The sequence below is a fragment of the Lentzea sp. NPDC051213 genome (genome assembly GCF_044455585.1).
In the GTDB taxonomy this organism is placed as follows: Bacteria; Actinomycetota; Actinomycetes; order Mycobacteriales; family Pseudonocardiaceae; genus Lentzea.
On record NZ_JBITEX010000001.1, the window covers coordinates 485,175 to 509,222 of the forward strand.

22 protein-coding genes are annotated in these 24,048 nt (G+C 69.8%); 12 read left to right on the forward strand and 10 right to left on the reverse strand.

What is annotated here, in order from left to right; translation table 11 throughout:
- Positions 1-12: 12 nt before the first annotated feature.
- Positions 13-2,349 (reverse strand): ATP-binding protein, encoded by a 2,337-nt coding sequence (locus ACIA8G_RS02240; RefSeq protein ID WP_396416417.1) that lies wholly within the window; start codon positions 2,347-2,349, stop codon positions 13-15.
- Between the two features lie 370 nt (positions 2,350-2,719).
- Between ACIA8G_RS02240 and ACIA8G_RS02245 the strand changes: the two genes are divergently transcribed.
- Both ACIA8G_RS02245 and ACIA8G_RS02250 read left to right on the forward strand, forming a co-directional pair.
- Positions 2,720-5,311 carry an ATP-binding protein gene (locus tag ACIA8G_RS02245; protein ID WP_396416418.1) on the forward strand — a complete coding sequence of 864 codons (2,592 nt, stop codon included), beginning with the start codon at positions 2,720-2,722 and terminating at the stop codon, positions 5,309-5,311.
- A 71-nt stretch (positions 5,312-5,382) separates the two neighbouring features.
- Positions 5,383-6,390, forward strand: coding sequence for a hypothetical protein (locus tag ACIA8G_RS02250; protein WP_396416419.1), 1,008 nt, complete (start codon positions 5,383-5,385; stop codon positions 6,388-6,390).
- A 64-nt stretch (positions 6,391-6,454) separates the two neighbouring features.
- Here the strand turns inward: ACIA8G_RS02250 and ACIA8G_RS02255 are convergent, their stop codons facing one another.
- Entirely contained in the window at positions 6,455-7,324 is an 870-nt protein-coding gene (locus ACIA8G_RS02255; RefSeq protein ID WP_396416420.1) for a hypothetical protein, read from the reverse strand.
- A gap of 127 nt (positions 7,325-7,451) precedes the next feature.
- Here ACIA8G_RS02255 and ACIA8G_RS02260 point away from each other — a divergent pair, with 127 nt between their 5' ends.
- The 3 genes from ACIA8G_RS02260 to ACIA8G_RS02270 all read left to right on the forward strand — a co-directional run bounded on the left by ACIA8G_RS02260 (position 7,452) and on the right by ACIA8G_RS02270 (position 9,523).
- On the forward strand, positions 7,452-8,093 hold the full coding sequence (locus ACIA8G_RS02260) for a fasciclin domain-containing protein (protein ID WP_396416421.1): 642 nt from the start codon (positions 7,452-7,454) through the stop codon (positions 8,091-8,093).
- 105 nt (positions 8,094-8,198) lie between these two features.
- Positions 8,199-8,795 carry an ECF RNA polymerase sigma factor SigK gene (gene sigK, locus ACIA8G_RS02265; RefSeq protein WP_396416422.1) on the forward strand — a complete coding sequence of 199 codons (597 nt, stop codon included), beginning with the start codon at positions 8,199-8,201 and terminating at the stop codon, positions 8,793-8,795.
- Positions 8,792-9,523, forward strand: coding sequence for an anti-sigma factor domain-containing protein (locus ACIA8G_RS02270; protein ID WP_396416423.1), 732 nt, complete (start codon positions 8,792-8,794; stop codon positions 9,521-9,523). Before sigK ends, ACIA8G_RS02270 begins: the two co-directional genes overlap by 4 nt.
- Before the next feature lie 4 nt (positions 9,524-9,527).
- Here the strand turns inward: ACIA8G_RS02270 and ACIA8G_RS02275 are convergent, their stop codons facing one another.
- From ACIA8G_RS02275 to ACIA8G_RS02290, 4 genes are all read right to left on the reverse strand, one after another.
- Positions 9,528-10,043, reverse strand: coding sequence for a DUF4232 domain-containing protein (locus ACIA8G_RS02275; protein ID WP_396416424.1), 516 nt, complete (start codon positions 10,041-10,043; stop codon positions 9,528-9,530).
- Positions 10,044-10,145: 102 nt separating this feature from the next.
- Entirely contained in the window at positions 10,146-10,757 is a 612-nt protein-coding gene (locus ACIA8G_RS02280; RefSeq protein WP_396416425.1) for a lactate utilization protein C, read from the reverse strand.
- The gene (locus ACIA8G_RS02285) at positions 10,757-12,208 is read right to left on the reverse strand and encodes a LutB/LldF family L-lactate oxidation iron-sulfur protein (protein ID WP_396416426.1); all 1,452 of its coding nucleotides are present in this window, start codon (positions 12,206-12,208) and stop codon (positions 10,757-10,759) included. Before ACIA8G_RS02285 ends, ACIA8G_RS02280 begins: the two co-directional genes overlap by 1 nt.
- On the reverse strand, positions 12,205-12,939 hold the full coding sequence (locus ACIA8G_RS02290; RefSeq protein ID WP_396416427.1) for a (Fe-S)-binding protein: 735 nt from the start codon (positions 12,937-12,939) through the stop codon (positions 12,205-12,207). Before ACIA8G_RS02290 ends, ACIA8G_RS02285 begins: the two co-directional genes overlap by 4 nt.
- Positions 12,940-13,007: 68 nt before the next feature.
- Here ACIA8G_RS02290 and ACIA8G_RS02295 point away from each other — a divergent pair, with 68 nt between their 5' ends.
- On the forward strand, positions 13,008-13,697 hold the full coding sequence (locus ACIA8G_RS02295; RefSeq protein ID WP_396416428.1) for a FadR/GntR family transcriptional regulator: 690 nt from the start codon (positions 13,008-13,010) through the stop codon (positions 13,695-13,697).
- A gap of 111 nt (positions 13,698-13,808) precedes the next feature.
- Positions 13,809-15,122 carry a diaminopimelate decarboxylase gene (gene lysA / locus ACIA8G_RS02300; protein WP_396416429.1) on the forward strand — a complete coding sequence of 438 codons (1,314 nt, stop codon included), beginning with the start codon at positions 13,809-13,811 and terminating at the stop codon, positions 15,120-15,122.
- Between the two features lie 40 nt (positions 15,123-15,162).
- Here the strand turns inward: lysA and ACIA8G_RS02305 are convergent, their stop codons facing one another.
- Positions 15,163-16,095: a glycosyl hydrolase family 17 protein gene (locus ACIA8G_RS02305; RefSeq protein ID WP_396416430.1), complete on the reverse strand. Its 933-nt coding sequence runs from the start codon at positions 16,093-16,095 to the stop codon at positions 15,163-15,165.
- Positions 16,096-16,544: 449 nt separating this feature from the next.
- Here ACIA8G_RS02305 and ACIA8G_RS02310 point away from each other — a divergent pair, with 449 nt between their 5' ends.
- Positions 16,545-16,856, forward strand: a complete 312-nt coding sequence (locus tag ACIA8G_RS02310; protein ID WP_396416431.1) for a DUF6968 family protein — start codon at positions 16,545-16,547, stop codon at positions 16,854-16,856.
- Here the strand turns inward: ACIA8G_RS02310 and sph are convergent.
- The gene (gene sph, locus ACIA8G_RS02315; protein ID WP_396416432.1) at positions 16,849-17,772 is read right to left on the reverse strand and encodes a sphingomyelin phosphodiesterase; all 924 of its coding nucleotides are present in this window, start codon (positions 17,770-17,772) and stop codon (positions 16,849-16,851) included. The genes ACIA8G_RS02310 and sph overlap by 8 nt on opposite strands.
- Positions 17,773-17,848: 76 nt before the next feature.
- A complete protein-coding gene (locus tag ACIA8G_RS02320) occupies positions 17,849-18,535 on the reverse strand; it encodes a FadR/GntR family transcriptional regulator (RefSeq protein ID WP_396416433.1) in 687 nt (228 codons plus the stop codon).
- Between the two features lie 77 nt (positions 18,536-18,612).
- Here ACIA8G_RS02320 and ACIA8G_RS02325 point away from each other — a divergent pair, with 77 nt between their 5' ends.
- The 4 genes from ACIA8G_RS02325 to ACIA8G_RS02340 are packed head-to-tail and all read left to right on the forward strand — an operon-like array spanning position 18,613 to position 23,462.
- Complete coding sequence (locus tag ACIA8G_RS02325; RefSeq protein ID WP_396416434.1) at positions 18,613-19,875, forward strand: ABC transporter substrate-binding protein; 1,263 nt, start codon at positions 18,613-18,615, stop codon at positions 19,873-19,875.
- A gap of 1 nt (position 19,876) precedes the next feature.
- Positions 19,877-20,713 (forward strand): carbohydrate ABC transporter permease, encoded by an 837-nt coding sequence (locus ACIA8G_RS02330; RefSeq protein WP_396416435.1) that lies wholly within the window; start codon positions 19,877-19,879, stop codon positions 20,711-20,713.
- Positions 20,713-21,522 (forward strand): carbohydrate ABC transporter permease, encoded by an 810-nt coding sequence (locus tag ACIA8G_RS02335; protein WP_396416436.1) that lies wholly within the window; start codon positions 20,713-20,715, stop codon positions 21,520-21,522. The genes ACIA8G_RS02330 and ACIA8G_RS02335 overlap by 1 nt, the downstream gene beginning before the upstream one ends.
- Positions 21,519-23,462 carry an alpha-galactosidase gene (locus ACIA8G_RS02340; protein WP_396416437.1) on the forward strand — a complete coding sequence of 648 codons (1,944 nt, stop codon included), beginning with the start codon at positions 21,519-21,521 and terminating at the stop codon, positions 23,460-23,462. Before ACIA8G_RS02335 ends, ACIA8G_RS02340 begins: the two co-directional genes overlap by 4 nt.
- Here the strand turns inward: ACIA8G_RS02340 and ACIA8G_RS02345 are convergent.
- The gene (locus ACIA8G_RS02345; protein ID WP_396416438.1) at positions 23,448-24,035 is read right to left on the reverse strand and encodes a bifunctional 4-hydroxy-2-oxoglutarate aldolase/2-dehydro-3-deoxy-phosphogluconate aldolase; all 588 of its coding nucleotides are present in this window, start codon (positions 24,033-24,035) and stop codon (positions 23,448-23,450) included. The two genes, ACIA8G_RS02340 and ACIA8G_RS02345, sit on opposite strands and share 15 nt — an antisense overlap.
- Positions 24,036-24,048: the final 13 nt, after the last annotated feature.

Consider the following 24,048-nt stretch of genomic DNA (forward strand, 5'->3'; position numbering starts at 1 on the left):
TGGGCAGGACGGTTAGGTCAGGGCCGCGGCCAGCTGGGCCGCGATCCCGCGCACCGAAGGCGTCTCGTACCGAAGGCACTCGGCCAGCGCGCGCACCCGGAGCTCACGAGCCTGCGCCACGTCACCGGCGGCGTCCGCGAGTTCCGCCAGCCGCGCCATGATCTCGATCCGGTGATCGGACAGCCGTGCCTCGCCCAACGCCGACAGCAGCTGCTCCTTCGCCTCCGGCAGCCTGCCCACGTCCATCAGCACCAGGCCGCGGTTGTGCCGCACCCGTGCGACTCCGGCGGTCGTGCCGTGCTTGCCGAACAACGACTCGGCCTCGTCGAGCAGCTCCAGCGCGGCGCTCACCTCGCCGGTGGCGGCCAGGCTGGTCGCCAGCCGGATCAGCATCATCGACAGCAGCCCGTCGTCACCGCCGGCCGCGCGGTGCTGGGCCACGCCGCGCTGCTGCACCTCGACCGCCTCGCCGAGCTCACCGGCGGTGTGCAGCATCAGGCCGAGCAGGGAGAGCGCCAGGTTCACGCCGATCGGGTAACCCGCCTGCTCGAACAGCGCCACCGACTGCCGGCCGAGCCAGACGGCCTTCTCCGGATCGCCGAGCCTGCGCCGGATCGCCGAGCCGTAGTACCAGGTCCACGCCTCGGTGAGGGTGTCGGCGCTGGCGAACGCGGCGGCCTGCTCGTGCACCACCAACGCCTCGTGTGCCTGCCCGCACAACGCGTAGTGCGCCCACGCCAGGTAGTTCAGCTGCTCCGCGGTGTCCTTGGCGTTGCCCAGCCGTCGTGCCGCGTCCGCGCCCGCCTGGAAGACCTCGCGCCACAGCTCGCCGACGCCGTGCATGTCGGAGTACCAGTGCATCGCCTGTGCCAGCGCGAGAACGCGTTCGTGCTCGCCGTGCGCCACGGCCGATCGCAGGGCACCGCGCCAGTTCTCCAGCTCCAGCGTGAGCCAGCGATCCGCGGATTCCTTGTCGTGCACCGGATCCGGCCCGTCAGATGCGGGGTTGTCGTGGTCGAAGAACCGCGCGGCCTTGGTGGCGACGGCGAGCAACCAGTGCCGCAACCGTTCGCTCACCTCTCGCACGTCGGCGGGGTCCTCGTCGAGGTCGAGCCGTTCGACGGCGAACACCCGCAGCAGGTCGTGGCACGTGTACCGGCCGGGCGTCTCGCTGATGCCGAGCAGGCTCGCGTCGGCGAGCTCCTCCAGCGCCTCCTCGGCGAGGTCGGTGAGCACCGCGGCCGGTTCGGCGCTCGTGTCCGGGCCGGCCAGCAGGGCGAGTCTGCGGAACAGCCGGGCGGCGGTGGGACTGAGCTGGTGGTAGGAGATCTCGAACGCCGCGCGCACCTGCAGATCGCCCGCCCTGAGCACCGAGAGTCTTCGCCGCTCGTCCTCCAGCTGGTCGGCGAGGTGCGCGATCGTCCACTGTGGTCTGCTGGCCAGCCGGTTGCCCGCGATCAGCAACGCGAGGGGCGTGCCACCGCACAGCGCCGCGACCCGCGCGGCGGCTTCGGGTTCGGCCGCCAGGCGCTGGTCGCCCACGATGACGCGCAGCAACGCGATGGAAGGGTCCAGCGGCAACAGGTCCAGCGCGAGCCGGTGCCGGGCGTCCAGGCCGGTGAGGGTGTTGCGGCTGGTCACGAGGATCATCGTGCCGGGGCTGGACGCGAGCAGCGGCCGCACCTGCGCCTCGTTGGCGGCGTTGTCCAGCACCAGCAGCACAGAGCGGTCGCGCAGCATCGAGTGGTACAGCGACAGCTTGTCGTCCTGGTCCGCGGGAATCTGCCGTTCGTCCACACCGAACGTGCGCAGCAGCCGGTGCGCGGCCCGCTCCGGTGACAGCGGCTCGTCGTCCATGCCGCGCAGGTCCAGGAACACACAGCCGTGCACGAACCGGCCGCCGAGGCGGTGCCCGGCGTCGACGGCGAGCGCCGTCTTGCCCGCGCCCGGCGGGCCGTGGACCACGGTGATCTGCAGCAGTGCCGACGATTCCGCGTCGTGCGCGAACCCGTCCAGGGTGTGCCGCTCGGTCTCGCGGCCAGTGAGCTCGATCAGCACGGGCGGCAACGTGTCCGCCACCACCACGGGTGCGACGGGTGGCTTCTCTTCGGCGGCGCGCACCCGGCTGGCCCTGGCGAGCGCGGTGAACTCCGCGGCTTCCTCGTCCTCGAGTTCAAGTCCTTGAACGAGCAGCTGCACGGTGCGGAACTGGGGTGTGAGCGTGCGGCCGCGTTCCATGTCGCTGATCGCCCGCATGCTCAGGCCCGTGCGGTCCGCCAGTTCTTCCTGCGTGAGCGGTACACGCGAGCGGTAGAAGCGGAGAAAGTCCCCGAACGCGTTCGTGCTCACCTGGCCATGCTGCCACGGGTCGTGAGCTCGCGTTCGGGATCGGATCGTCTCATGAGGATTTCTGCCGGAAGTTCTTCCGGTGATTCCTCAAGGCGGCGGCCCGAACAGCTGGATAGCTTGGAACCGGGATCGTGGGCGTCTCATGTGGACGGTCAGAGACCACGAAGGCCGGTCGCCGTCCCCGAGGCAGCGACCGGCCTTCATTCGAGTGGGCGGTGCCGGTCCAACCCCCTACATCAGGCCGGCACCGCCCACGATCTCGCCTCCCGCGAGAACATCCTCTGGCAGGAATTCTCGGGGGCACCCGGCGTCCGCAACAGCGACAACCCGTACAACCCACTCGTACAATCGGTCGTACGGGAGGGGTTGAGTGGACGCATCACTGGGTGACCTGCTGCGCCGGCACCGCGTGGCCGCCGGACTGACGCAGGAGGCGCTGGCCGAACGCGCCGGCCTCAGCACGCAGGCGATCAGCACCCTCGAACGCGGTACCCGCCGCTACCCGCACCGGGACACGGTCCTGCGCCTCGCCGGCGCACTGGGGCTCGGCGGCGCCGAGCAGACCGCCCTGGTGACCGCCGCGACCAGGCGATCCACCCCCAAACCGGCCGGGCAGAAGACGGCCGCGGCGCAGCTGCCGCCCGCCGTGTCGGGCTTCAGCGGCCGCGCGGACGTCCTGCCGGTCCTGGACGCGCTGCTGGCCGAGCACGAGTCGTCGCACGCGGTGGTCGTGTCGGCGATCGCGGGCACGGCGGGCATCGGCAAGACGACGTTGGCGATCCACTGGGCGCATCGCGCGCGGGCGCGGTTCCCGGACGGTCAGCTCTTCCTGAACCTGCGCGGCCACGGCGGTGGTCCGCCGTTGACGCCGCTCGAGGCCCTGTCCCAGCTGCTCGCGGGGCTCGGGATGGAGCTGAGCGCGGTCCCGCAGGACGTCGAGGCCGCGGCCGCCACCTACCGCACGTTGCTGAACGGCAAGCGCGTTCTCGTCGTGCTCGACGACGCCGTCGACGCGAGCCAGGTCCGCCCGCTGCTGCCCGGCTCGCCGACCTGCCTGGCCATCGTGACGAGCCGGTACCGGCTCGACGGCCTCGTGGCCCGCGACGGTGCCCGGCGGCTGGTGCTCGACGTGCTCAGCCCGGCGGAGGCTCGAGCCCTGCTCGCGCACGTGCTGGGAGCCGACCGGATCGCGGCCGAACCCGCGGCCGTCGACGAGCTCGTCGAGCTGTGCGCCCGGCTGCCGCTCGCGCTGCGCATCGCCGCCGCCCACCTGCTGAACGGCCTCGGCACGATCGCGAGCTACGTCGCGGCGCTGCGCTCGGGTGACCGGCTCACCTCGCTGGAGGTGCCCGGCGACCCGGACACGGCGGTGCGGGCCGCGTTCGCGCTGTCGTACTCGGCCCTGGACGAGCCGCAGCGCCGCCTGTTCCGGTTGATGGGGCTGATGCCCGGTCGCGACCTGACGGCGGACGGCGCCGCCGCGCTGGCCCGGCTCGATGAGGCGGAGACCGGTCGGTGCCTGCGCGCGCTGACCGCAGCGCACCTCGTGGACGAGCACCAGCCCGGCCGCTTCACGTTCCACGACCTGCTGCGGCTCTACGCGGGCGAACGCGCCAGGGCCGAGGAGTCTGCGGCGGACTGCGACGCGGCGGTCGAGCGGCTGTGCGGGCACTACGCGATGGCCACGGTCGCCGCGGTGCAGCTCGTCGACCCGCGGCCGTTCCGGCAGGCGGTCGAGGGCGTCGTCCCGTTCAAGAACGAGATCTCCGCGAACGAGTGGCTGGACGTCGAGACGGACAACCTCGTGGCCGCGACGAAGGCGGCCGCGCAGCACGGACTCAGCCGCCTCGCCGTGCAGCTGTCCGTGGCGCTGCACCCGCAGTTCGAGCGGCACCGGACCGATCAGATCTGGCTGGAGACCGCCACGGCGACGCTCGGTGCGGCGGAACGCGTCGGCGACCTGCGCGGCCAGGCGCACGCGTTGCAGTTGATCGGCCACGCGCATTGGAGCCGGTGCGACTACGAGCAGTCGCTGGCGTACCTGGAACGGGCTCGCGCGATCATCGAGGAGCTGGGCGACGCCGAGCTGTACCCCAGTGTGCTGGGCGCGCTCGGCAGGACTTCCATCTCGATGGGACGGCCGAGGGACTGCGCGGTCTACTACCAGCAAGCGCTGGAGCTGCACGAACAGGCGGGCCACGTCCCCTCGGTGTCGGTCCTCGCGGTGCTCGGCGACGCGTACTGGGAACTCGGTGAGCTGACCAGGTCCTACGAGTTGCACACCGAGGCGATCGCGGTCGCGCATCGCATCGGCGTGCGCTGGGGTGTGCTGCTCGGCGAGACCCACGCCGGTCGTTCCTGCCAGGCGCTGGGGGAGCTCGACCGCGCGATCGAGCACTACCAGGCCGGTCTGGTGCTGTGCCGCGAGTTCGGTGAGCCGGCCGAGGAGGCGGGCAACCTCGCGAACCTCTCCGGCGCCTACCGCGACCGGGAGAAGTACGACGACGCCCTGCACGCGGCGGAGCAGGCGCTGGCCATCGCGACCCGGCTCGGCATGCGGCGCACGCAGATCAGCGCGTGGCACGTGCTCGGCAGCACGCATCTGCTGCTCGGCGACGACGAGCGCGCCCGCGTCGAGCTCCGCACCGCGCTGGACCTGGCCACGGCCGCCTCCCACCTGAGGGGGCGTGGTGACGCCCTGCTCTCGTTGGCGGCGCTGCACCTGCGCGACGGCGAGCCCGACGCCGCACGGGCGTTGGCGCGGGAGGCGCTGGAGCTCAGCCGCGGTTCCGGGCACCAGCTGGTGGAGGGGGAGAGCCTGCGCGTGCTCGCCGAGGCCGACCTCGCCCAGAATCTCCTGGCAGACGCCCGCAGCCAGGCCGAGGAGGCGAAGGCGCTGCACGAGCGGTGCGGCTACCGGCTCGGGGCAGCACGCGCGGCGGACACGTTGCGCCGCATTTGATCTCATCCGCGAGGCAACCCTGCCGGTGACCACGACGTGTACTTCGTGATCACCGAGGCTGGGGAGGCCTGATGAGGACTGGGGTAGTGGCGCTTGCGCTGACCGCGGCGTTCGCCGTGGTGGCCGTGCCGAACGCGGTGGCGGAACAGGGGGCGCCCTGCACGTGGGCGGCGTCGAAGATCGCGGCACCAGACGGGTACGACCCGGCGGGGGTCCGGGTGCGGGGAACCGACAGCCGCGGCAACTTCGTGGGCGTGGTGAGCATCCCTGCCGCGAACAACAGCAAGGTCGCGGTCTGGACCGACGGTCGGCCGCGGGTGGCCGACGAACTCGGTGAACTGATGTATCCGAGCGTCGCCGACGAGAACTCGTCGGGCACGGTGCTGCTCAGCGCCGGGTTCGTGGCGGAAGGGCGCTCCAAGACCGTGCTGTTCACCGGAGCGCACACCGGTAGGGGCACCACCACGGAACTCGTCGCTCCGGCGGGCTACCGCGTGACCGGCGGGACCGCTCTCAACGAGCGTGGCGACGTGCTCGGCAGTGCCGAGCCGGTCACCGGTGGCAAGACGGTGTCGGTCCTGTGGTCCACGCTCGCGGCCGGCCCGATCGTGATCGACTCTTCCGCCGGCCTGGGCACCGACCTGGACGACGACGGCACGGTGCTTCTCGAGGACAGCAGCACCGGCCTGGCGTCCTTGTGGCGCAACGGGGAAGTCACACGGCTGGCCCTGCCCGAGGGCAACCGCCCGGTCATCAGCGGCCTGAGGTCGGGCAAGGTGATCGGCTACCACGTGACGAGCTGGCCGGGTGCGCAGTCGTTCCTGTGGGATGGGCCGGCGAACGTCCTCGAGCTGGAGCAGGGCGGCACCGCGGCGGCGATCAACGCGGGCGGGCTGATCGCGGGCCGTCGTGACGCGATCGACGGCAAGACCGGTGTCTGGCGGAACACGACGTTCCTGGGCGACCTGCCGTTGCCCGACGGCCTCAGGTCGGTCACCGACCTCTACCTGATCGGGGACGACGACACGATCTTCGGCCAGGAGACCGGATACGGCGCGATCCGCTGGACCTGCACGTAGATCGGCGCGCCATGAGGGTGACCTTCATGGACCTGAGGTCCATGAAGGTCACCCTCATGGCGCCTCAGTCCGGCCACTCCCACTTGATGCCGAGCACGCCGGAAGTCATCCCCGCCGCCATCACGTGCACGGCGTGGTGGTTGTTGACCGGTAGCTCGGTGAGCACGTGCCGATCCACGTACAGGTCGGCGCGGAAGTACTGGTGCACGCGCGCAGGCAACGCGTCCGGATGGAACCGCACCTCCAGCAGATAGCTGCCCTCCGGCCGTCGGAACGCGTGCGCGCAGTCGGTGCGTGTCGTGGTCGGATCCCGCAGCTCCGCTTCCCACACCCAGGTCTCGCCGGCCTGAAGTGGTTGCCCGAAAAGCAGTTCCACCGCCAGCGCGCGCCCTTCGCGGTGCCGCAGCACCTTGCCCAGCGCGCAGTTGTGGCGCGGCACCACCTCGACCTGGTCGATGTCGCAGCCCGGCGCGCCGTAGTACCGCACCACCGTGCGGTCGACGCCGTCGTGGCGCGCGCGAGCGACCGAACGTCCGACCAACCGTGACGGCCGGTGGTCGGCCCCGACGCTCACGACATGTTCCGAGCAGAGCACCTCCAGCTTCCACGCCCGCGCGCCCGGTAGTTCGTCGAGCAGTTCGGCCATCGGCCCGCTGTACTCGTCGACACCCTGGCGCGGCTGGAACGGCGGCGGTCGGTGGGTGGTGAGCAACCGCATGAGCGTGTGCCGCGGCAGGCCGAGGATCTCCTCCAGCGCGACGATGGCGCGCAACGAGTTCGGGCGCCGCGGCCAGGCCCTGCCGTGCTGCCAGTCGCTGAGGCTGGCCAGCCCGACCTGGATGCCCCGGTCGGCCAGGCGGGACTGCAGGCGTGCCAACGGCAGCCCGCGCTCGTGGATCGCCTCGCGCAGCACGAGGTGAAACGGTCCGGTCATCGCACTTCGAACCTACGGCGCTCAAGGCGTGGCACCAATCCGAAATTACGGTGATAGACCAATCCGGTGGCCGAGGGGCGGCGAATGAAGGGAGCAACCGCCGTAACACCCCTTGGAGATGTCCGCCATGAACACGACCGTCCGCAGCACCGTCCTGGCCGTCAGCGCCGCTTCGCTCGCCCTGTTCGGGGCTGCCTGCGGCTCGGGTGACATGGCAAGCACCAGTACCGCACCCACCTCCACGCCCCCGTCCTCGGCCGCGATGGCCGACCCCGCGCGTGACCTCGTCGGTCCCGGTTGTGCGGATTACGCGAAGCAGGTGCCCAGTGGTGCCGGTTCGGTGGCGGGCATGTCCGCGGACCCGGTCGCCGTGGCCGCGAGCAACAACCCGTTGCTGACGACGCTGGTCGCCGCCGTGTCCGGCAAGCTCAACCCGAAGGTCGACCTGGTCTCGACGCTCAACGGTGCCGAGTTCACCGTGTTCGCGCCGGTCGACTCGGCGTTCGCGAAGATCGACGCCGCGACGATCGAGAAGCTCAAGACCGACGACGCGCTGCTGGCCAAGATCCTGACCTACCACGTGGTGCCCGGTCAGATCGCGCCTGACAAGATCGCCGGCGACCAGAAGACCGTGCAGACCGGCACCGTCAAGGTCACCGGTTCCGGCAACGCGCTGAAGGTCAACGACGCCAACGTGATCTGCGGCGGCGTGCACACCGCCAACGCGACCGTTTACCTCATCGACTCGGTCCTGCTGCCCACCGCCTGACCCCTCTCGCGGCAAGACGACGCCTTCCGGGATTGCTTCGATGGCCGATCGAACCGATCCCGCGGCCGCGCCGAACACCCCGGTGAGACCAACGGAAGGGGCACGATGCAGGAGCTCGTGCGACCGCGCGCGCCGCGGTCGGCCGAACCACCGTCGGAGCAGGTCACGCCGGATCTTCTCGGTCAGGTGGCACGGGGCGACGAGGCCGCGTTCGGCCAGGTCTACGACCTCGTCGCCGGCAAGGTGTTCGGCCTGATCCGCCGGGTGCTGCGGGACGAGGCGCAGTCCGAGGAGGTGTTCCAGGAGGTCATGCTCGAGGTGTGGCGCAAGGCGAGTCGCTACGACGCCTCACTCGGCAGCACGTCCGCCTGGATCATGACCATCGCCCACCGCAGGGCGGTCGACCGGGTGCGGTCGGCGCAGGCCGCTGCCGGTCGTGAGGACCAGGCGGCCCGCCGGGAGGTCGCCACGCCGTTCGACGAGGTCAGCGAACAGGCGGCGATCCGGTTCGAGCAGCGGCAGGTCCGCCGGTGCCTCAGCACGCTCACCGGCCTGCAGCGCGAGTCCGTGCTGCTGGCGTACTACCAGGGCTACACCTATCCCGAGGTCGCGAGCCTGCTGGGCATCGCACTCGGCACGGTGAAGACCCGGATGCGGGACGGTCTCATCCGCCTCCGCGACTGCATGGGGGTGACCGGATGAACCTCGCCGAACAGCACCTGATGACGGGCGTCTGGGCGCTCAACGCGTTGGAGGACAGCGAAAGCGCGGCCTTCGAGCAGCACCTGCGCGAGTGCGAGAGCTGCCGGACCGAGGCGGTCGAGATGCGGGAGACCGCGGCTTGCCTGAGTGCGCTCATCGAGGTCATGCCGCCGCCGTACCTCCGCGAACGGGTGCTCGCCGCCGCCTCCACCACGCGCCAGCAGCCGCCGGAGTCGCCGCGGGTCGCACAACTACGCCCCCGGCGTCCGTGGCTGCGCCGCGCCGCGGTGTTCGCCGCCGCGGCGAGCCTGCTGGGCGCGGTGGGAATCGGCGTGCAGAGCACCCTGCAGCTGTCGGGCGAGGTCGCCGACCTGAGGCAGGTCGCGGCCCGGTACGAGCAGCTCAACTCGCTCATGTCCGCACCGAACGCGAAGATCGTGAGCCGGGAGCTGCCGGCAGGAGGCTCGGGCATCGCGGTGTTCTCGCCCGACCACGGCAAGGTGGCGTTCGTCGCCACCGGACTGCCCGCGTTGCCGGCGAACCGCACCTACCAGCTGTGGCTGGAGGACGGTTCCGGACTGCACCCGGCCGGGTTGCTCGGCGGTGCGGGCGACCCGATGGTCATGGCCTTGCACGACGGCACGCAGAGGATCGCGCTCACCGTGGAACCGCGCGGCGGATCCGCTACGCCCTCGACCGACCCTGTCGTCTCTCTTCCGTACGCCTGAAGGATCACTCCGGCGAGACCGCGGTGAGCTCGACGGAGGCGCCCTTCAACGGCGCGCCGGCCGGCCACGCCACCGTGACGGTGTGGCCGTTGGTGGTGGGCAGGTTGAGGTTCACGACGTTCGGCACGAAGGTGACCGGCGCCTGTGAGGCCATCAGGATCCGCGACTCGGCAGGCCGGCCCGGCTGGACGTTGACCGGCGCGGGCACGCCGCTGGGGTCGTCCAGCACGACCTGGATGCCGCTGTCGTCCCCCTGGCTGTGCCCGTTGCCCTTGGTGAACGTGACGGCGGTCGGCGCGCCCTGCAGGGTGCAGTTGGTGTGCGGGCCCGCGGCGGCGTAGTGGATCACGTACGCCTGCTGACCCGCCGCCGACGTGGGGTCCGGCGTCACGGAGACCTTGAGGTCCGAGGTGTCGCACGGCTTGTCGGAGGGGTTGGCGGACGCGATCGGGGCGACCAGCGCGAGGCTTGCCGTGGCCATCAGTGCGACGGCGGCGACGGCCCTTGTCTTGCCGTTCATCTGCTACTCCTTCGTGAGGTTCCTCCCTCCACTGTGGCCATTCCCTTGTGCACCGTCGTCATCCTCTGGGCACATCTCGTGGTCGTACTTTTGGACGATGGGTCACGCCAGTACGACGGTGAGTGTGCGTGGCCCGTGCACACCTTCCACGCGCTGCAACTCGATGTCGCTGGTCGCGGACGGCCCGCTGATGAACGTGGTGGGCCGCACCGGGTCCAGCCGGGCCAGCAACTCCGGCACGGTCTCCACCACCTGGTCGGCGCGGACGACGCAGACGTGCACGTCCGGCACCAGGGTGAGCGCCCGGCGGCCCTGGTCCGGTCCGGCGTCGAGGGCGATCGTGCCGGTGGCCGCGCAGGCCGCCGCGCAGCCGGTGACGACGGCGGCGAACCCGTCCAGCCCGGCGGCGGTGAAACCGTTGTCCGGCACGCCGTCCGGGCACCAGTCTGGTGGTAGGCCGGGCGGAACCAGCACCGGTCCGTCCACTTCGGACAGCGCGCTGCGGATCGCCTCCTGGACGCCGACAACACGAGCGTCGATGACCGACGCCCGGTAGTCGAGCAACCGGTCTGTCAGAAGCTCCAGCACGGCCGGTGATCCGGGCGGATGGTGTCCTGACCGGCGGTAGTCGCGGGGAATCTCCGGTACCCCGGGGCTGCCGGCGTGGGCGTTGGCCGCGCGAACACGCGCCAGCACCTCGTCTCGTGCGCTCATCAGGCCCTCCTGTCCCACCACTGCCGGAACGTCTCCCGCGGCGGCCGTGGTGCGTCCCGGCTCGACGTCCACGCGGACAACGGCGGTGGCAGCGCGGAAATGCGGTCGTTCTTGCGTCCCAGCACCCGGCCGAGCCGCATCGCCGTCTCCGCGAAGGAGAACCGGCGGGGCGACGCCATCACCCAGGACGCCGCGGCCATCGCCACCGCCTCCGCGCTCGGGATCCCGCCTCGGTTGGCGTCGACGTGCTGCGCGCGCAGCCGGACCAGCAGCGAAGGGATGTCGATGCGCACCGGGCACGCGTCGAAGCAGGCGCCGCACAACGTCGAGGCGTAGGGGAGCGAGGCGTTGTCCTCGACGCCGGTGAGCTGCGGGGTGAGCACGGCGCCGATCGGCCCGGGGTAGACCGAGCCGTACGCGTGGCCACCGGTCCGTTCGTAGACCGGGCAGACGTTGAGGCACGCCGAGCACTTGATGCAGTGCAACGCGGCGCGCCCGACCTCGTCGGCCAGCGTCGCGGTGCGTCCGTTGTCCATCAGCACGAGGTGGAACGCCTGCGGGCCATCGCCTTCGGTGACACCGGTCCACGCCGAGGTGTAAGGGTTCATCCGCTCGCCGGTCGACGACCGCGGCAGCAGCTGGAGGAACACCTCCAGATCCGTCCACGTGGGCACGACCTTCTCGATGCCCATCACGGTGATCAGCGTTTCCGGCAGGGTCAGACACATCCGCCCGTTGCCCTCGCTCTCCACCACGAGCAGCGTGCCGGTCTCCGCGACCCCGAAGTTGGCGCCCGACACCGCGACCTTGGCCCGCAGGAACCGTTCGCGCAGGTACGCGCGGGCCGCCATGGCGAGCTTCCTGGGTTCGGAGGTCAGCGCCGGGTCGACGCCGGGCATCTCGCGCAGGAAGATCTCCCTGATCTCTGCGCGGTTGCGGTGGATCGCGGGCACCAGGATGTGGCTCGGCAGGTCACCGCCGAGCTGGACGATCAGCTCGGCGAGGTCGGTCTCGTGCGCGGTGATGCCCGCTTCGGCGAGTACCTCGTTCAGCCCGATCTCCTGCGTGGCCATCGACTTGACCTTGACGACCTCGGTCTCGCCGGTGTCGCGCACGAGCTTCGTGACGATGGCGTTGGCCTCGTTCGCGTCCCGCGCCCAGTGCACGACGCCACCCCGCGCCTGGACCTCGCGTTCCAGCTGTTCGAGGTGTTCGTCGAGCCGAGCCATGGTCGCGGCCTTGAGCGCGGAACCCGCGAGCCGCAACTGTTCCCAGTCGTCCACTTCGGACACGACCAGAGCACGCTTGCCGCGGATCGTGGACGTCGCGTGGCCGAGGTTGCGGCGCAGCTGGGTGTCGGCGAGCGCGGTGCGGGCGGCGTCCGGGAACGACTCGGTGCCGCGCAGGTGCCCGACCCCGCGGGGAGCGGGCATGCCGAGGAAGGTGCTCATGACGTCTCCGTGGTCGCGAGGATCTCGGCCAGGTGGACCGCGCGGGTACCGGTGCGCAGCCGCGACAGCCCGCCGCCGATGTGCATCAGGCACGACGCGTCGCCCGCCGTGGCCACCTCGGCGCCGGTGGCGAGCACGTTGCTCATCTTGTCCGCGAGCATCGCGGTCGACACGTCGGCGTTCTTGAGCGCGAAGGTGCCACCGAAGCCGCAGCACTGCTCGGCGGCGGGCAGCTCGACCAGCGTCATGCCGCGCACCTTCCTCAGCAGCCGCAACGGTTTGTCCTCCACGCGCAGCATCCGCAGCGAGTGGCAGGTGGGGTGGTAGGTCACGCGGTGCGGGTAGTAGGCGCCGACGTCCTCCACCCCGAGCACGTCCACCAGCAGTTCGGACAGCTCGTAGGTCCGTCCCGCGACGGACTCGGCGCGTCTGGCCAGCGCCCCGTCACCCGCCTCACGCGCGACCTCCGCGTGCTGATGCCGCACCGAACCGACGCACGACCCCGACGGCGCGACCACGACGTCGAACGGGTCGAACGTCTCGACGTGGTGGCGCACCAACGGCACGGCCTCCCGCCGATAACCGGTGTTGACGTGCATCTGCCCGCAGCAGGTCTGCCCGGCCGGGAAGACGACCTCGTGTCCCAGCCGTTCGAGCAGCGCCACGGTCGCCCTGCCGACCTGGGGTGCCATCGCGTCGGCCAGGCACGTCACGAACAGCGCGATCCGCATGACGCCTCCTGTGTGGTCAGACCACAGCTTAGGCATGTGGTCTGACCACAGTCCAGTAGGGTGCTCGCATGCGAACCCGCGAACGCGTGCTGGCGTGGATCGAGGCCGAGCTCGCCGCGGGCAGGCTCGAGCTGGGCGACCGGCTCCCCGGCGAACGCGTGCTCGCCGAGCAGCTCGGGGTGTCGCGCCCGTCGGTGCGGGAGGCCGTGCGCGTGCTGGAGGCGCTGGGCGTGGTGCGCACCGGCACCGGTTCCGGCCCGACCGCCGGCGCCGTCCTGATCGCCGACGCCGCCGCCGGTATCGGGGTCGCGCTGCGGCTGCACGTGGCGAGCCGCGCCGTGCCGGTTCCCGACGTGGTGGCGCTGCGGGTGCTGGTGGAGAGCTGGGGTGTGCGGGAGGCGGCGGCCCACGCCGACCCGGACCGCCTCGCCGCGGCGGCCGCACTGCTGGACCGCATGGACTTCCCGGCACTCGACGCTGACGAGTTCCTGGAGCTGGACACCGAGTTCCACGCCCTGCTGACCGCCACCGCGGGCAACGAGCTGATCACCGCGGTGATGTCCGGGGTGCGCGGCGCCGTGCGTTCCTACGTGCGCGAAGGGGCGGCGGCACTCGCGGACTGGCCCGCGATGGCCGCCCGTCTGCGCTCGGAACACCGCGACATCCTCACGGCCGTGCGCAACGGACAGTCCGACGCGGCCGAACAGGCTGTGCGAGCGCACATCGAGGGCTTCTACCGCGACTCCGGAGTGACCTGACTGTGGCCCCGGCCACCGTGATCGTCAGGATCGCGTCAAGGTAGGCCTCGTCCGTGTCAGGGTCTCGTCGCGGCACTGGGCACGGGCTCTGCGCAGGCGTGTCCTGGACGCATGACGCTCGCCGAGTTGTTGCCCAGCACCGGATGTTCCACCGAGCCGGTGCTGGAAGAGGGTCTGTGGCCGGACGGCACCCGTCTCGCCGGCGCGGACCTGGTGATCGGTGGACTCCCCGCGACGCAGCTCGCCGCCCGGTTCGGCACGCCGTGCCAGGTGCTCGACGAGCTGACGGTCAGGTCCCGCGCCAGGCAGTTCGTCCGCGCCCTGCCGGAGGCGGAGGTGGTGTTCGCGGGCAAGTCGTTGCCGTGCCCCGAGGTCTACCGGTGGATGGCGCAGGAAGGCCTTTCGCTCGACGTGTCCTCCGCCGGCGAGCTCGCCCTGGCCCGTGCCGCGACCGTCCCGGCGTCACGAATCATCATGCACGGCAACGTGAAGACCGCCGAGGACCTCAAAGCCGCCCTGGAGTACGGCGTCTCCCGGATCGTCGTCGACTCGTTCGACGAGATCGCCCAGCTCGGCGCGCTGGCCCGGCACGGCCAGCAGGTCATGATCCGGGTTACGCCCGGCGTCGACGCGCACACCCACGCCGCGATCGCGACCGGCGTGGAGGACCAGAAGTTCGGCTTCTCGCTGGCGTCCGGCGCGGCGCTCGAGGCGATCCTCCGGGTCGTCGAGCAGCCGTCGTTGCGGCTCGCCGGCCTGCACTGCCACATCGGTTCCCAGGTGCGGCATGTCGCGTCGTACGAGGAAACCGTGCGGCGCATGGTCGGCCTGATCGCCTCGTGCGGCGTGCGGCTCGAGCAGCTCGACCTGGGCGGCGGCTTCTGCGCGCCCTACCTCGCGGGCGAGTCCGGCTTCGACCTCGCCGGGTTCGCGCACCGGATCCGCGTGGCGCTGAACTACGAGTGCGCGGTGCACCGCGTGCCGGTGCCCAAGGTGCTCATCGAGCCGGGCCGGTCGATCGTCGCGAACGCCGGCGTGACCCTGTACCGGGTCTGCACGGTGAAGCAGGGTGTTTCGCGCACCTTCGTGGCCGTCGATGGCGGTATGAGCGACAACCCGCGTCCGGCCCTGTATGGCGCCAAGTACGCGGTCAGGCTGGTCGGTCGCGGTGGGAGGCGGCGGCCGGTGACGGTGGTCGGGAGGCACTGCGAGGCCGGTGACGTCCTGGCCGAGGACGTGCTGCTGCCCGCCGACGTGCACGCCGGTGATCTGCTGGCCGTGCCCGCTACCGGTGCCTATCACCACGCGCTGGCCTCGAACTACAACCAGGTCTGCCGCCCGCCGATCATCGCGGTGCGCGACGGGGTGGCGCGGCCGATCGTGCGCAGGGAGACGGAGGAGGATCTGCTGCGCCGGTACGTTTGATCGTTCCGCCCACACACTGCGCCACAGGTCGAAGAGACAGCTACCTGGTCAGCTGGAACTTGGCCGTGCCATCGGCGAGGAAGACCCCGAAGTGCTTCTCCACCTCTGAAAACCGTCCTGGCTCGTCCCATCCAGAGAACCAGTTGTAAGGGATCTTCTGCTGTAGCAGCCACAGGACAGCCTCGTTGAAGTACCTCTCCAGACTTTCCAGACTGGCAACGGCCTCGCCGAAAGCGGGTCCGGCTGAGGGCCACCCGGTTTCGGTGACCACGAGCGGCTTGCCGCTGGTCGCCGCCCTGGTCTCGCGGATCGCCTTCTTCAGCGTCGTAACGCCTTCGTCGACGGGTTTGCCCTCCCAGTAGGGGAAGACAGTCAGCCCGACGAAGTCGGACGCCTCGACCACGGGATCGCTCGCACTGTCGGCCCAGACTGTCCGGGGTTCGGACGTGCCGACCGCGACATCACGGTGGCCATATGCGTCATGCACCATGCCCTTGACGTCAAGGATCCGCTCGGCGAGGAGATTCGGATCGATTTCCTTTTGATAAAGGGACTCGGATCCTACAGACACCGTGTTGAGCCAGTCGGCTCCGAAGGACTTGAGGGCATCCTCCAGGTGGCGCTTCTCCGTATCGAACTTTGCCGTGTCCACGGCCCACACGGTTACATTGATCTTGAGTCCGGTTGCCATGGCGGCAGGTATGAGGTTCATCAGCGCGTTGCAGTCGCTGGTGGTGAGCGTGCGGACGGTCTGCGCGAGGCGTTCGACGGTCTTGAGCCTGTGGAGCCGGTCTATCGCACGCTGGTTGGTCATGCATTGGCCGTCCGGCTGTGTGGTGTCCATCGTTGCTCCGCCGAACATCGGCACGACCACTGCCTTGGGCGTTGCGCCTACGTCGGTGGCCGGCGCTATCGCGGCGAGGGTGCAGGCGACCAGAACCGCAGAAAACTTCCGCTTGATCCGGATAGGCATGGAGTTGATGCTACTTCCGGGATTCACGCGTGGGCTCAGATTGCACCCGATCTGATGGATTGATGGATGGTTATCGCTCGGAGGAAATAGTCAAAAGCCGGAAAATGATCAATTTGCCACGAGCTTGCGCATTGTTGCGAGCACGACCGCACCGATCAGGAACCGAGAAGCAGCGAAAGCCAGCGGTCACGGCACCAGAGTGACGCGATGCATTCGTACGCATACGTCGGCGACCCCGGCTGCGGTTCGAGTCGGTCTCCGGTTGCTGCGGCGTCCACGCGCGGCTCGACGTGCCTCGGGCGCGCTCGACGGTGAGGTGCACGACCGCGGCACCACGAACGCCGACATCAACGAGTCGCTGCGCAGGGCGCTGGCGCGCGTGACCAAAGGCGATCCGCCGCACCTGACGTCGGTTGGAGAGCGCGCTCGCCCTGTGATTCAGTGTCCACATGGACCTGGGCGAGGTAGTCGCGGAACGCAGCATCGAGGGCGTGGCGCCGGACGGATCCCACCTCGCCGTGGTGATCAGGTTCGGCGCCCCGCGTCCGGACCCGTTGAGCAGCAACGGTGACTGGGTCTGTCCACATCAGATCACCGGCCTCGGCGACGGCGCGGTCTCGGCGGCGTACGGCGTGGACTCGTTGCAGGCGTTGCTGCTCAGCGTCTACGCGGTGCGGCTGAAGCTGGCCGAGTCGGGCGGCACCCTGGACTGGCTGGGCATGCCCGAACTCGGCCTGACCGTCGCTCCCGTCCTCAGCTAGCGAAAACCGGGTAGTGGTCCGAGAAGTCCGTGTAGGTGTACTTGCGCCCCCACGACCAGATCGACCACTCGGGACTCTTCGCCCGGCGGGTCTCGTTGCGCAGCACGGGCCCCTGGATCGTGAGCACGTAGTCGAGGTGCTCGGAGGCGTACTCCGGCCCGTACTGGTCGCGGCAGACGCTGTTGTCCGCGCAGTCCCACGAGAACGGGTGCCCGACGATCTCCGGCGTGGCTGAACCGAGTTCGCCGATCATGCGCGGGAACTCGGCGCTCGCCTTGACCACGTTGAGGTCACCGACCACGTACACCGGTTCGGACGCGGGGATGTTCCGCGCTGTCAGGAACGCCTTGATCTCCGCCCGCTGCTTGGCCCGGTACCCCGCCGGAGCGCTCGTGCAGGTGGAGTCCTCAGCCTGCATGTGCGTGCCGATCACGTGCACCGGCCCGGCCGGCATCTCGACCCGGACGTACGCGAAACCCTTGTTGGAGAACCAGTCCGCGCCGCACCCGTCCCGGTACACGTGCTGGATCCTCGTCGTGATCGGCCAACGGCTCAGCACCGCGACTCCGCCGTCCTCCGGCGTCGAGTCGCTGTAGGCGCCGCTGGTCACGTCCCATCCGGCGCGGCTGCGGCCGAGGACCGGCGTCTGGTGCGGGTAGGTGTCGCGGAGATTGGCGAGCAGGCGGTCGGAGGCGGCGTTGTCGAACGCCTCGTTGAGCACGACGACATCCTGGCCGTTCAGCACACCGGTGCTGTCGATCAGGTCGGCGCGGGCGAGCTGGCCCCAGTTCGGGTAGAGGTTGCGGGACAGCATGAAGACGTTGTGGGTGGAGATCTTCGGGGCGGCCGGGCCCGCGATCGCGGGTGTGGCTGTGATCGTGAGCGCGACGGCGGCGGCTAGCGTGATCAGGCGCATGAGGCCCGATGGTGAAGGACGTGAGAATCATTCACAACCGGGTACGAGTGTCGTACCGATTAAGTGCGGATGGACTTCAGCGAATCCGGTCCAGGTCGGCCCCGGACTTGTCGACCAGAGCCCGCATCGCCTCGTAGGCCGCCTCCGGGTCACGAGCCGCGATCGCGTCCAGCACCGCCCGGTGCGACGGCACTGGATCGTCGTCCACGCTCCCGTGCACGAGCTTGTCCCGCTCGGCCAGCCCGATCGCGATGATCCGCTCGACCTGCGTCAGGAACGCGTTGTGCGTGGCCGCCATCAGCAACCGGTGGAACTCGAGGTCCGCCCGCACGGTCGCGGCCAGGTCGCGCGCCGCGGCCATTCGCTCCAGGGCGCCCCCGAGCGCCTCGATGTCCGCGTCGGTGGCGCGTTCGGCGGCCAGGCGGGCCGCGGCGGGTTCGACGATCACCCGCATCTCGGTCAGTTCGTCGAACAGGCCGGGGTCCATGTCGGTCTGCGTCTGCCAGCGCATCACGTCGGTGTCCAGCAGGTTCCACGAGGAGCGGGGCTGCACGAACGTGCCGCGCTTCTGCCGGGCGTCGATCATGCCCTTGGCGGAGAGCACCTTCAGCGCCTCGCGCAGCGCCGTCAGCGACACGTCGAGTTCTTCGCGCAGTGCCGGGAGATCCAGGGTGTCGCCCTCGCCGATCTCACCGGCCAGGATCCGGCCCGCCAGCGCCTCGACGGTCTGGCCGTGCACGCCTCGTAGCCGCTTCTCGCTCATGAAGTCAGATCATACGGCACATCATAAATTATGAATTATTCTTGACATGATCATGACCTGGGCGCAATCTGTCCGCCATGGACAGGCGTCACTTCCTCCGCGTCACCGCCGCCGCGGGTGCCGGACTGCTGGTCAGCGGCACGGCTTCCTGCGCCACCTCGGCGTCCTCCGGCCCGGTCGCGCAGACCGCCGGCACGGCCACGATCCAGTCGAACCTCAGCGCGCCGGCCGCCAAGGCCGCGATCGAGGCACTGGTGAAGGCGTTCAACGACAAGAAAGGCTCGCAGACCTCGGTCAACACCGTGGCGTCCGAGACCTTCCGCACCCAGCTGCCGAGCTACCTCACCTCGGCCAACCCGCCCGACCTCTACACCTGGTACCCCGGAGCGCTGCTCACGGGCTACGAGCAGAAGGGGCTGCTGCTCGACGTCAGCGACGTCTGGCAGACCATGGGCGACTACCCGCAGGCTTTCAAGACGTTGAGCGGCAAGGTGTTCGTGCCGACGACGTACTACTGGTGGGGCTTCTTCTACCGCAAGTCCAACTTCACCAAGTGGGGCGTCACCCCGCCGAAGACCTGGGCCGAGTTCGTCGAGCTGTGCAAGACGCTGCAGGGCAAGGGCGTGATCCCGCTCGGCATGGGCGCGGGATCCGACTCGCCGTGGACGGCGTCGAGCTGGTTCGACTACTTCAACATCCGGATCAACGGCGCGCCGTTCCACCGCGAGTTGCTGGCGGGCAAGCAGAAGTTCGACGACCCGAAGGTGAAGGCGATCTTCACGCCGTGGCGCGAGGTGCTGCCCTTCACCGACCCGAACGGCACCGCGATCGGCTTCCAGCAGGCCACGACCGCGATGCTGCAGGGCAGCACGGGCATGCTGCTCACCGGCGCGTTCTTCGCCGACGGGGTGCCGAAGGACGCGATCGACGACATCGACTTCTTCCGGTTCCCGATCATCGATCCGAAGGTGCCGCTCGCCGAGGAGGGCCCGACCGACGGCTTCTTCGCGAGTGCCAAGTCGGCGCACGTCAAGGAGGTCAAGGAGTTCCTGACCTATGCGGCGACGGCGGAGGGGCAGGAGGCCTACATCAAGGCGTCGTCGGGCACGATCCTGCCGACGCACCCCAACGCCAAGGACTCCGGCACACCGCTCGTCACCAAGGGCCGGCAGCACCTCAAGGAGGCCGCGGAGATCACCCAGTTCTTCAACCGCGACTCCAGCGACGCGCTGCAGCCCACCGCGGACGCCGCGCTGATCAAGTTCCTGCAGCAGCCCGACCAGCTGGACACCATTCTCGCGGACTGGCAGAAGGCCGCTCAGCAGGTGTGGTCGTCCTGACATGACCAGAAGCTTCACCAGGGTCCCTCCGATCCTGCTGCTGTTCGTGCTCATCCCGTTGCTGGTGGAGGGGTTCTGGGTCTTCTGGCCCGCGCTGCAGGGCTTCTGGCTCGCGCTGACGAACTGGGACGGCGTCTCGCCGCCCCGGTTCGTCGGGGCCGACAACTTCGCCAGGATGATCGACGACCCGGTCTTCCACACCGCCGTCACCAACACCGCGATCTGGCTCGTGCTGTTCGGCGGGCTGTCCGCGGTCGGCGGCCTCGGAATGGCCGTGTTGCTGCAGAAGGAACGCCGTGGCGTGGGCGTCTACCGCGCCGCGTTGTTCGTGCCGGTCGTGTTCTCGCTGGTCGCCACCTCGTTGATCTGGCAGGTGCTCTACCAGCCGGGCGGGTTGTTCGACAGCTCGCCGCTGGCCGATCCGGACACGGCGTTGTACGCGGTGCTGCTTCCGGCACTGTGGCGGCAGGTCGGGTACGTGATGGTGCTGTACCTGGCGGGGCTCAAGGGCATCGACCCCGGGCTCTACGAAGCGGCCACTTTGGACGGTGCCACGGCCTGGCAGAAGTTCCGGCACATCACCTGGCCGCAGCTGAGCTCGGTGAACTCGGTCGTGCTGTCGGTGATCGTGATCGACTCGCTGCGGTCGTTCGACGTGGTGTGGTCGATGACGCGCGGCGGGCCGTACCACTCGTCCGAGCTGCTCAGCACGTACATGTACTCGACCGCGTTCCAGTCGCTCAAGCTCGGTTACGCGAGTGCGTTGGCCGTGGTCATCTTCGTGCTGGCGTTCGGCGTGATCGTGACCTACCTCGTCCGCGCGTTCCGGGAGAACTGATGTCGAATCGAATCTTCCACGCCGTGGCGGGCACGATCTCCGTGCTCTGGCTGTTGCCCATCGCGGCGGTGCTGATCACCGCCTTCCGCTCGTTCGACGACATCGCCGCCAACGGCCTCGCGTCGCTGCCGCAGTCGTTCACCCTCGCCGGATTCGGCGACGCGTGGACCAACGGTGGCGCGGGCGCCATGTGGAACAGCGTCCTCGTGACGGTGCCGACGGTGTTCCTGTCACTGGCTTTGAGTTCCGCGGCCGCGTACGCGTTGAGCCGCTTCCACATCCCCGGCCGCCGCTCGATCATCCTGCTGATGCTCGCGGGCAACCTGCTGCCGCCGCAGATCCTGCTGGTGCCGGTGTCGAAGCTGACCGAGCTGCTCGGCATCTACGACACGCTCGTCGCGCTGATCGTGGTGCAGGTCGGCTTCGGCCTGGGCTTCTACACGTTCGTGCTGCAGGGTTTCATGCGCGCCATGCCGAACGAGGTGCAGGAGGCGGCCACCATCGACGGCGCCGGTCCCGTGCAGATCTTCTGGCGGATCGTGCTGCCGATGACCAGGCCCGCGCTGGCCGCACTGGCGGCGCTGGCGTTCACCTGGATCTTCAACGACCTGCTGTGGGCGATCACCGTGCTGCGGTCGTCCGCGGTGATGCCGGTGACGCCCGCGCTGCTGGCGTTGCAGGGCCAGTACGTGTCCAACTGGAACGTGATCGCGGCCGGCTCGGTGATCGCGGCGATCCCGACCGTGGCGGTGTTCCTGCGGTTCCAGCGGCACTTCATCTCCGGACTCGCGGTGGGAGCGGTCAAATGACCTGGACGCTGAGGATGGCCACGACCTCCTACACGGTGGCGGTCGAACCCGGCGGTCGCTGGGCCGAGCTCGTGGCGTGGGGACCGCACGGCGTCGAGCGCGGGCCGTCCCCGTTGAAGAACCTCGGCGAGATCCACTTCATCACCGAGGCCGACGCGGCGCCGGTCGAGTACGTGCCGCGCGGGCAGCGGCCGTTCACCGGTGCCGACCTGGAACTGGCCGGCGACTCGTGGTTCACCTTCGACGGCGCGACCGAGGCCGACGGTGTGCTGCGACTGGCGTTCGCCGACTCGGTCGCCGGAATCCGCGCTGTGCTGTGTTACCGGCCTTCACCCGAGGTCGACGTGCTGGCGCGGTGGGTCGAACTCACCAACACGTCCGATCAGCCCTTGCGTCTCGATCGCATCGCTTCGGCAGGCGTCTGCCTGCCGACCTCGCGTCCTCGTCTGTCCTTCTTGCACGGCGAATGGGCGCGGGAGTTCCAGCTGGACCACGTTGACCTGCCCTCGGGCGGGTTTCGCATCGGCAGCTCATACGGCGTTCCCGGGCACAATTACGCGCCCTGGTTGTCCGTGGACGACACGTGGGGCGTGTCGCTGGCGTGGTCCGGTTCCTGGGAGATCACGGCCGAGGTCGAGCCTTCCGGGCTCACGCGTGTGCGTGCCGGAATGCTCGGCCCGGTCGTGGTCGAGCCGGGGGAGACGTTCACGACGCCGGAGCTGGCGTTGGCCTACAGCGTCGACGGTCTCACCCAGGTCTGGCACGCCTACGATCGGCTCCGCAGCCGTGAGTCGCGCAAGCCAGTGCTCTACAACTCGTGGGAGGCAACGGGATTCGAGGTCTCGCTGCCGAAGCAACGGGAGCTGGCCCGGATCGCCGCCGACGTCGGTGTCGAGCTGTTCGTGGTCGACGACGGCTGGTTCGTCGGCCGGCACGACGACACCGGCGGCCTCGGCGACTGGTACCCGGAATCGCCGGACTTCGCCGCGTTCGTCGAGGACGTGCGGGCGATGGGCCTGGAGTTCGGGCTGTGGGTCGAGCCGGAGTGCGTGAGCCCGAAGTCGCAGCTCTACGCCGACCACCCGGACTGGGTCTACCGGACGGAGGGCCGCGAGCCGACGTTGATCCGCAACCAGCTGCTGCTCAACCTCGGCCTGCCCGAGGTGTACGAGTTCGTGATCGCGACGTTCGACCGGCTGCTGACCGACTACCGGATCAGCTACCTGAAGTGGGACATGAACCGGCCCGCCACCGAACGGGCGGGCGAGCTGGACAACGCGCACGTCCGCAACTACTGGCGCGTCCTGGAGCATCTCCGTGAGAAGCATCCGCACGTGCTGGTCGAGGGCTGTGCAGGCGGTGGCGGCCGCACCGATCTGGCGACCACGGGCCGGGTGGACGTGGTGTGGCCCAGTGACAACACGGCGCCGCTGGACCGGTTGAAGATCCAGCACGGGTTCCTGCACATGCACGCCCCGCACCTGATGTCGTCGTGGGTCACCGACGCACCCGGCATGTTCGACGCGCGGCCACGATCGTTGAAGTTCCGGTTCGTGCTGGCGATGGCCGGGGTGCTCGGAATCGGCGCGGACGTCCGCCACTGGACGCGCGAGGAACACGAGGAAGCCGCGGTGCTCATCAAGCGGTACAAGCAGATCCGCGACGTCGTGCACGGCGGTCAGGCGCACCTGCTGAACGACGCGATCCAGTACGTGGGCGAGGACCGGGTGGTCGTGCTGGCCTGGAACACCGGCTCGCTGACCGGTGTGCCGGTGGTGCCCGGCCAGTCCTCGCGGGTGAAGCTCAGGGGCCTGACCGCGCAGTCCTATGTGGACGATAACGGTGAGGTGTACTCGGGCGCACACCTGACCCACGTCGGCCTGCCGTTCGACTGGTCGCCCACGAACGACGCCGACGTGGTGGTGCTACGCCCGTACTAGGGCCTGGATCTCCTCGAGGGGCGTGCGGGCGAGGGCCGACCCGACCCCGCACGCCACCGCGCCCGCCTCCAGCCACGCGGGCACGTCGGCTGGTGCCACGCCGCCCGTCGGCACCAACGGGGCGTGGGGGAGCACAGCACGCACGTCCTTGAGCCACTGGGTTGTGGGCGCCGGGAACACCTTCACGGCGTCCGCGCCCGCTTCCATCGCCTGCACGATCTCGGTGACCGTTGCGGCACCGGGAAGAACCGCCGCGCCGTACCGGTGCCCGGCGCGGATGACCGCCGGCTCCAGGTTGGGCGCCACGAGGAACTGGGCGCCCGCGCGGATCGCCTGCACGGCCGACGTCTCGTCCAGCACCGAGCCCGCGCCGATCGTGGCGTCCGGGTAAGTACTCCTCAGGTGCTGGATCGCCTCCAGCGCCTGCGGGTTCGTCAGCGGGAGCTCCAGCGAGGTCAACCCTGCGTCCAGCAACGGGACGGCCGCCTTGATCGCCGACGCCGCGTCCTTCGTGCGGATGATCGCGATGATGCCCTGGCGCACAACGGCTTGCGTGATCTCGTATCGGTACACGACCCGTACCTTA

Bases quoted from the DNA above. Each gene is read 5' to 3' on its own strand.
- ACIA8G_RS02275 (WP_396416424.1), bottom strand. From the start codon at position 10,043: ATGAACGGCAAGACAAGGGCCGTCGCCGCCGTCGCACTGATGGCCACG.
- ACIA8G_RS02290 (WP_396416427.1), bottom strand. From the start codon at position 12,939: ATGCGGATCGCGCTGTTCGTGACGTGCCTGGCCGACGCGATGGCACCC.
- ACIA8G_RS02340 (WP_396416437.1), top strand. From the start codon at position 21,519: ATGACCTGGACGCTGAGGATGGCCACGACCTCCTACACGGTGGCGGTC.
- ACIA8G_RS02330 (WP_396416435.1), top strand. From the start codon at position 19,877: ATGACCAGAAGCTTCACCAGGGTCCCTCCGATCCTGCTGCTGTTCGTG.
- ACIA8G_RS02325 (WP_396416434.1), top strand. From the start codon at position 18,613: ATGGACAGGCGTCACTTCCTCCGCGTCACCGCCGCCGCGGGTGCCGGA.
- ACIA8G_RS02295 (WP_396416428.1), top strand. From the start codon at position 13,008: ATGCGAACCCGCGAACGCGTGCTGGCGTGGATCGAGGCCGAGCTCGCC.
- lysA (WP_396416429.1), top strand. From the start codon at position 13,809: ATGACGCTCGCCGAGTTGTTGCCCAGCACCGGATGTTCCACCGAGCCG.
- sph (WP_396416432.1), bottom strand. From the start codon at position 17,772: ATGCGCCTGATCACGCTAGCCGCCGCCGTCGCGCTCACGATCACAGCC.
- ACIA8G_RS02250 (WP_396416419.1), top strand. From the start codon at position 5,383: ATGAGGACTGGGGTAGTGGCGCTTGCGCTGACCGCGGCGTTCGCCGTG.
- sigK (WP_396416422.1), top strand. From the start codon at position 8,199: ATGCAGGAGCTCGTGCGACCGCGCGCGCCGCGGTCGGCCGAACCACCG.
- ACIA8G_RS02270 (WP_396416423.1), top strand. From the start codon at position 8,792: ATGAACCTCGCCGAACAGCACCTGATGACGGGCGTCTGGGCGCTCAAC.
- ACIA8G_RS02320 (WP_396416433.1), bottom strand. From the start codon at position 18,535: ATGAGCGAGAAGCGGCTACGAGGCGTGCACGGCCAGACCGTCGAGGCG.
- ACIA8G_RS02255 (WP_396416420.1), bottom strand. From the start codon at position 7,324: ATGACCGGACCGTTTCACCTCGTGCTGCGCGAGGCGATCCACGAGCGC.
- ACIA8G_RS02285 (WP_396416426.1), bottom strand. From the start codon at position 12,208: ATGAGCACCTTCCTCGGCATGCCCGCTCCCCGCGGGGTCGGGCACCTG.
- ACIA8G_RS02310 (WP_396416431.1), top strand. From the start codon at position 16,545: ATGGACCTGGGCGAGGTAGTCGCGGAACGCAGCATCGAGGGCGTGGCG.
- ACIA8G_RS02335 (WP_396416436.1), top strand. From the start codon at position 20,713: ATGTCGAATCGAATCTTCCACGCCGTGGCGGGCACGATCTCCGTGCTC.
- ACIA8G_RS02260 (WP_396416421.1), top strand. From the start codon at position 7,452: ATGAACACGACCGTCCGCAGCACCGTCCTGGCCGTCAGCGCCGCTTCG.
- ACIA8G_RS02280 (WP_396416425.1), bottom strand. From the start codon at position 10,757: ATGAGCGCACGAGACGAGGTGCTGGCGCGTGTTCGCGCGGCCAACGCC.
- ACIA8G_RS02305 (WP_396416430.1), bottom strand. From the start codon at position 16,095: ATGCCTATCCGGATCAAGCGGAAGTTTTCTGCGGTTCTGGTCGCCTGC.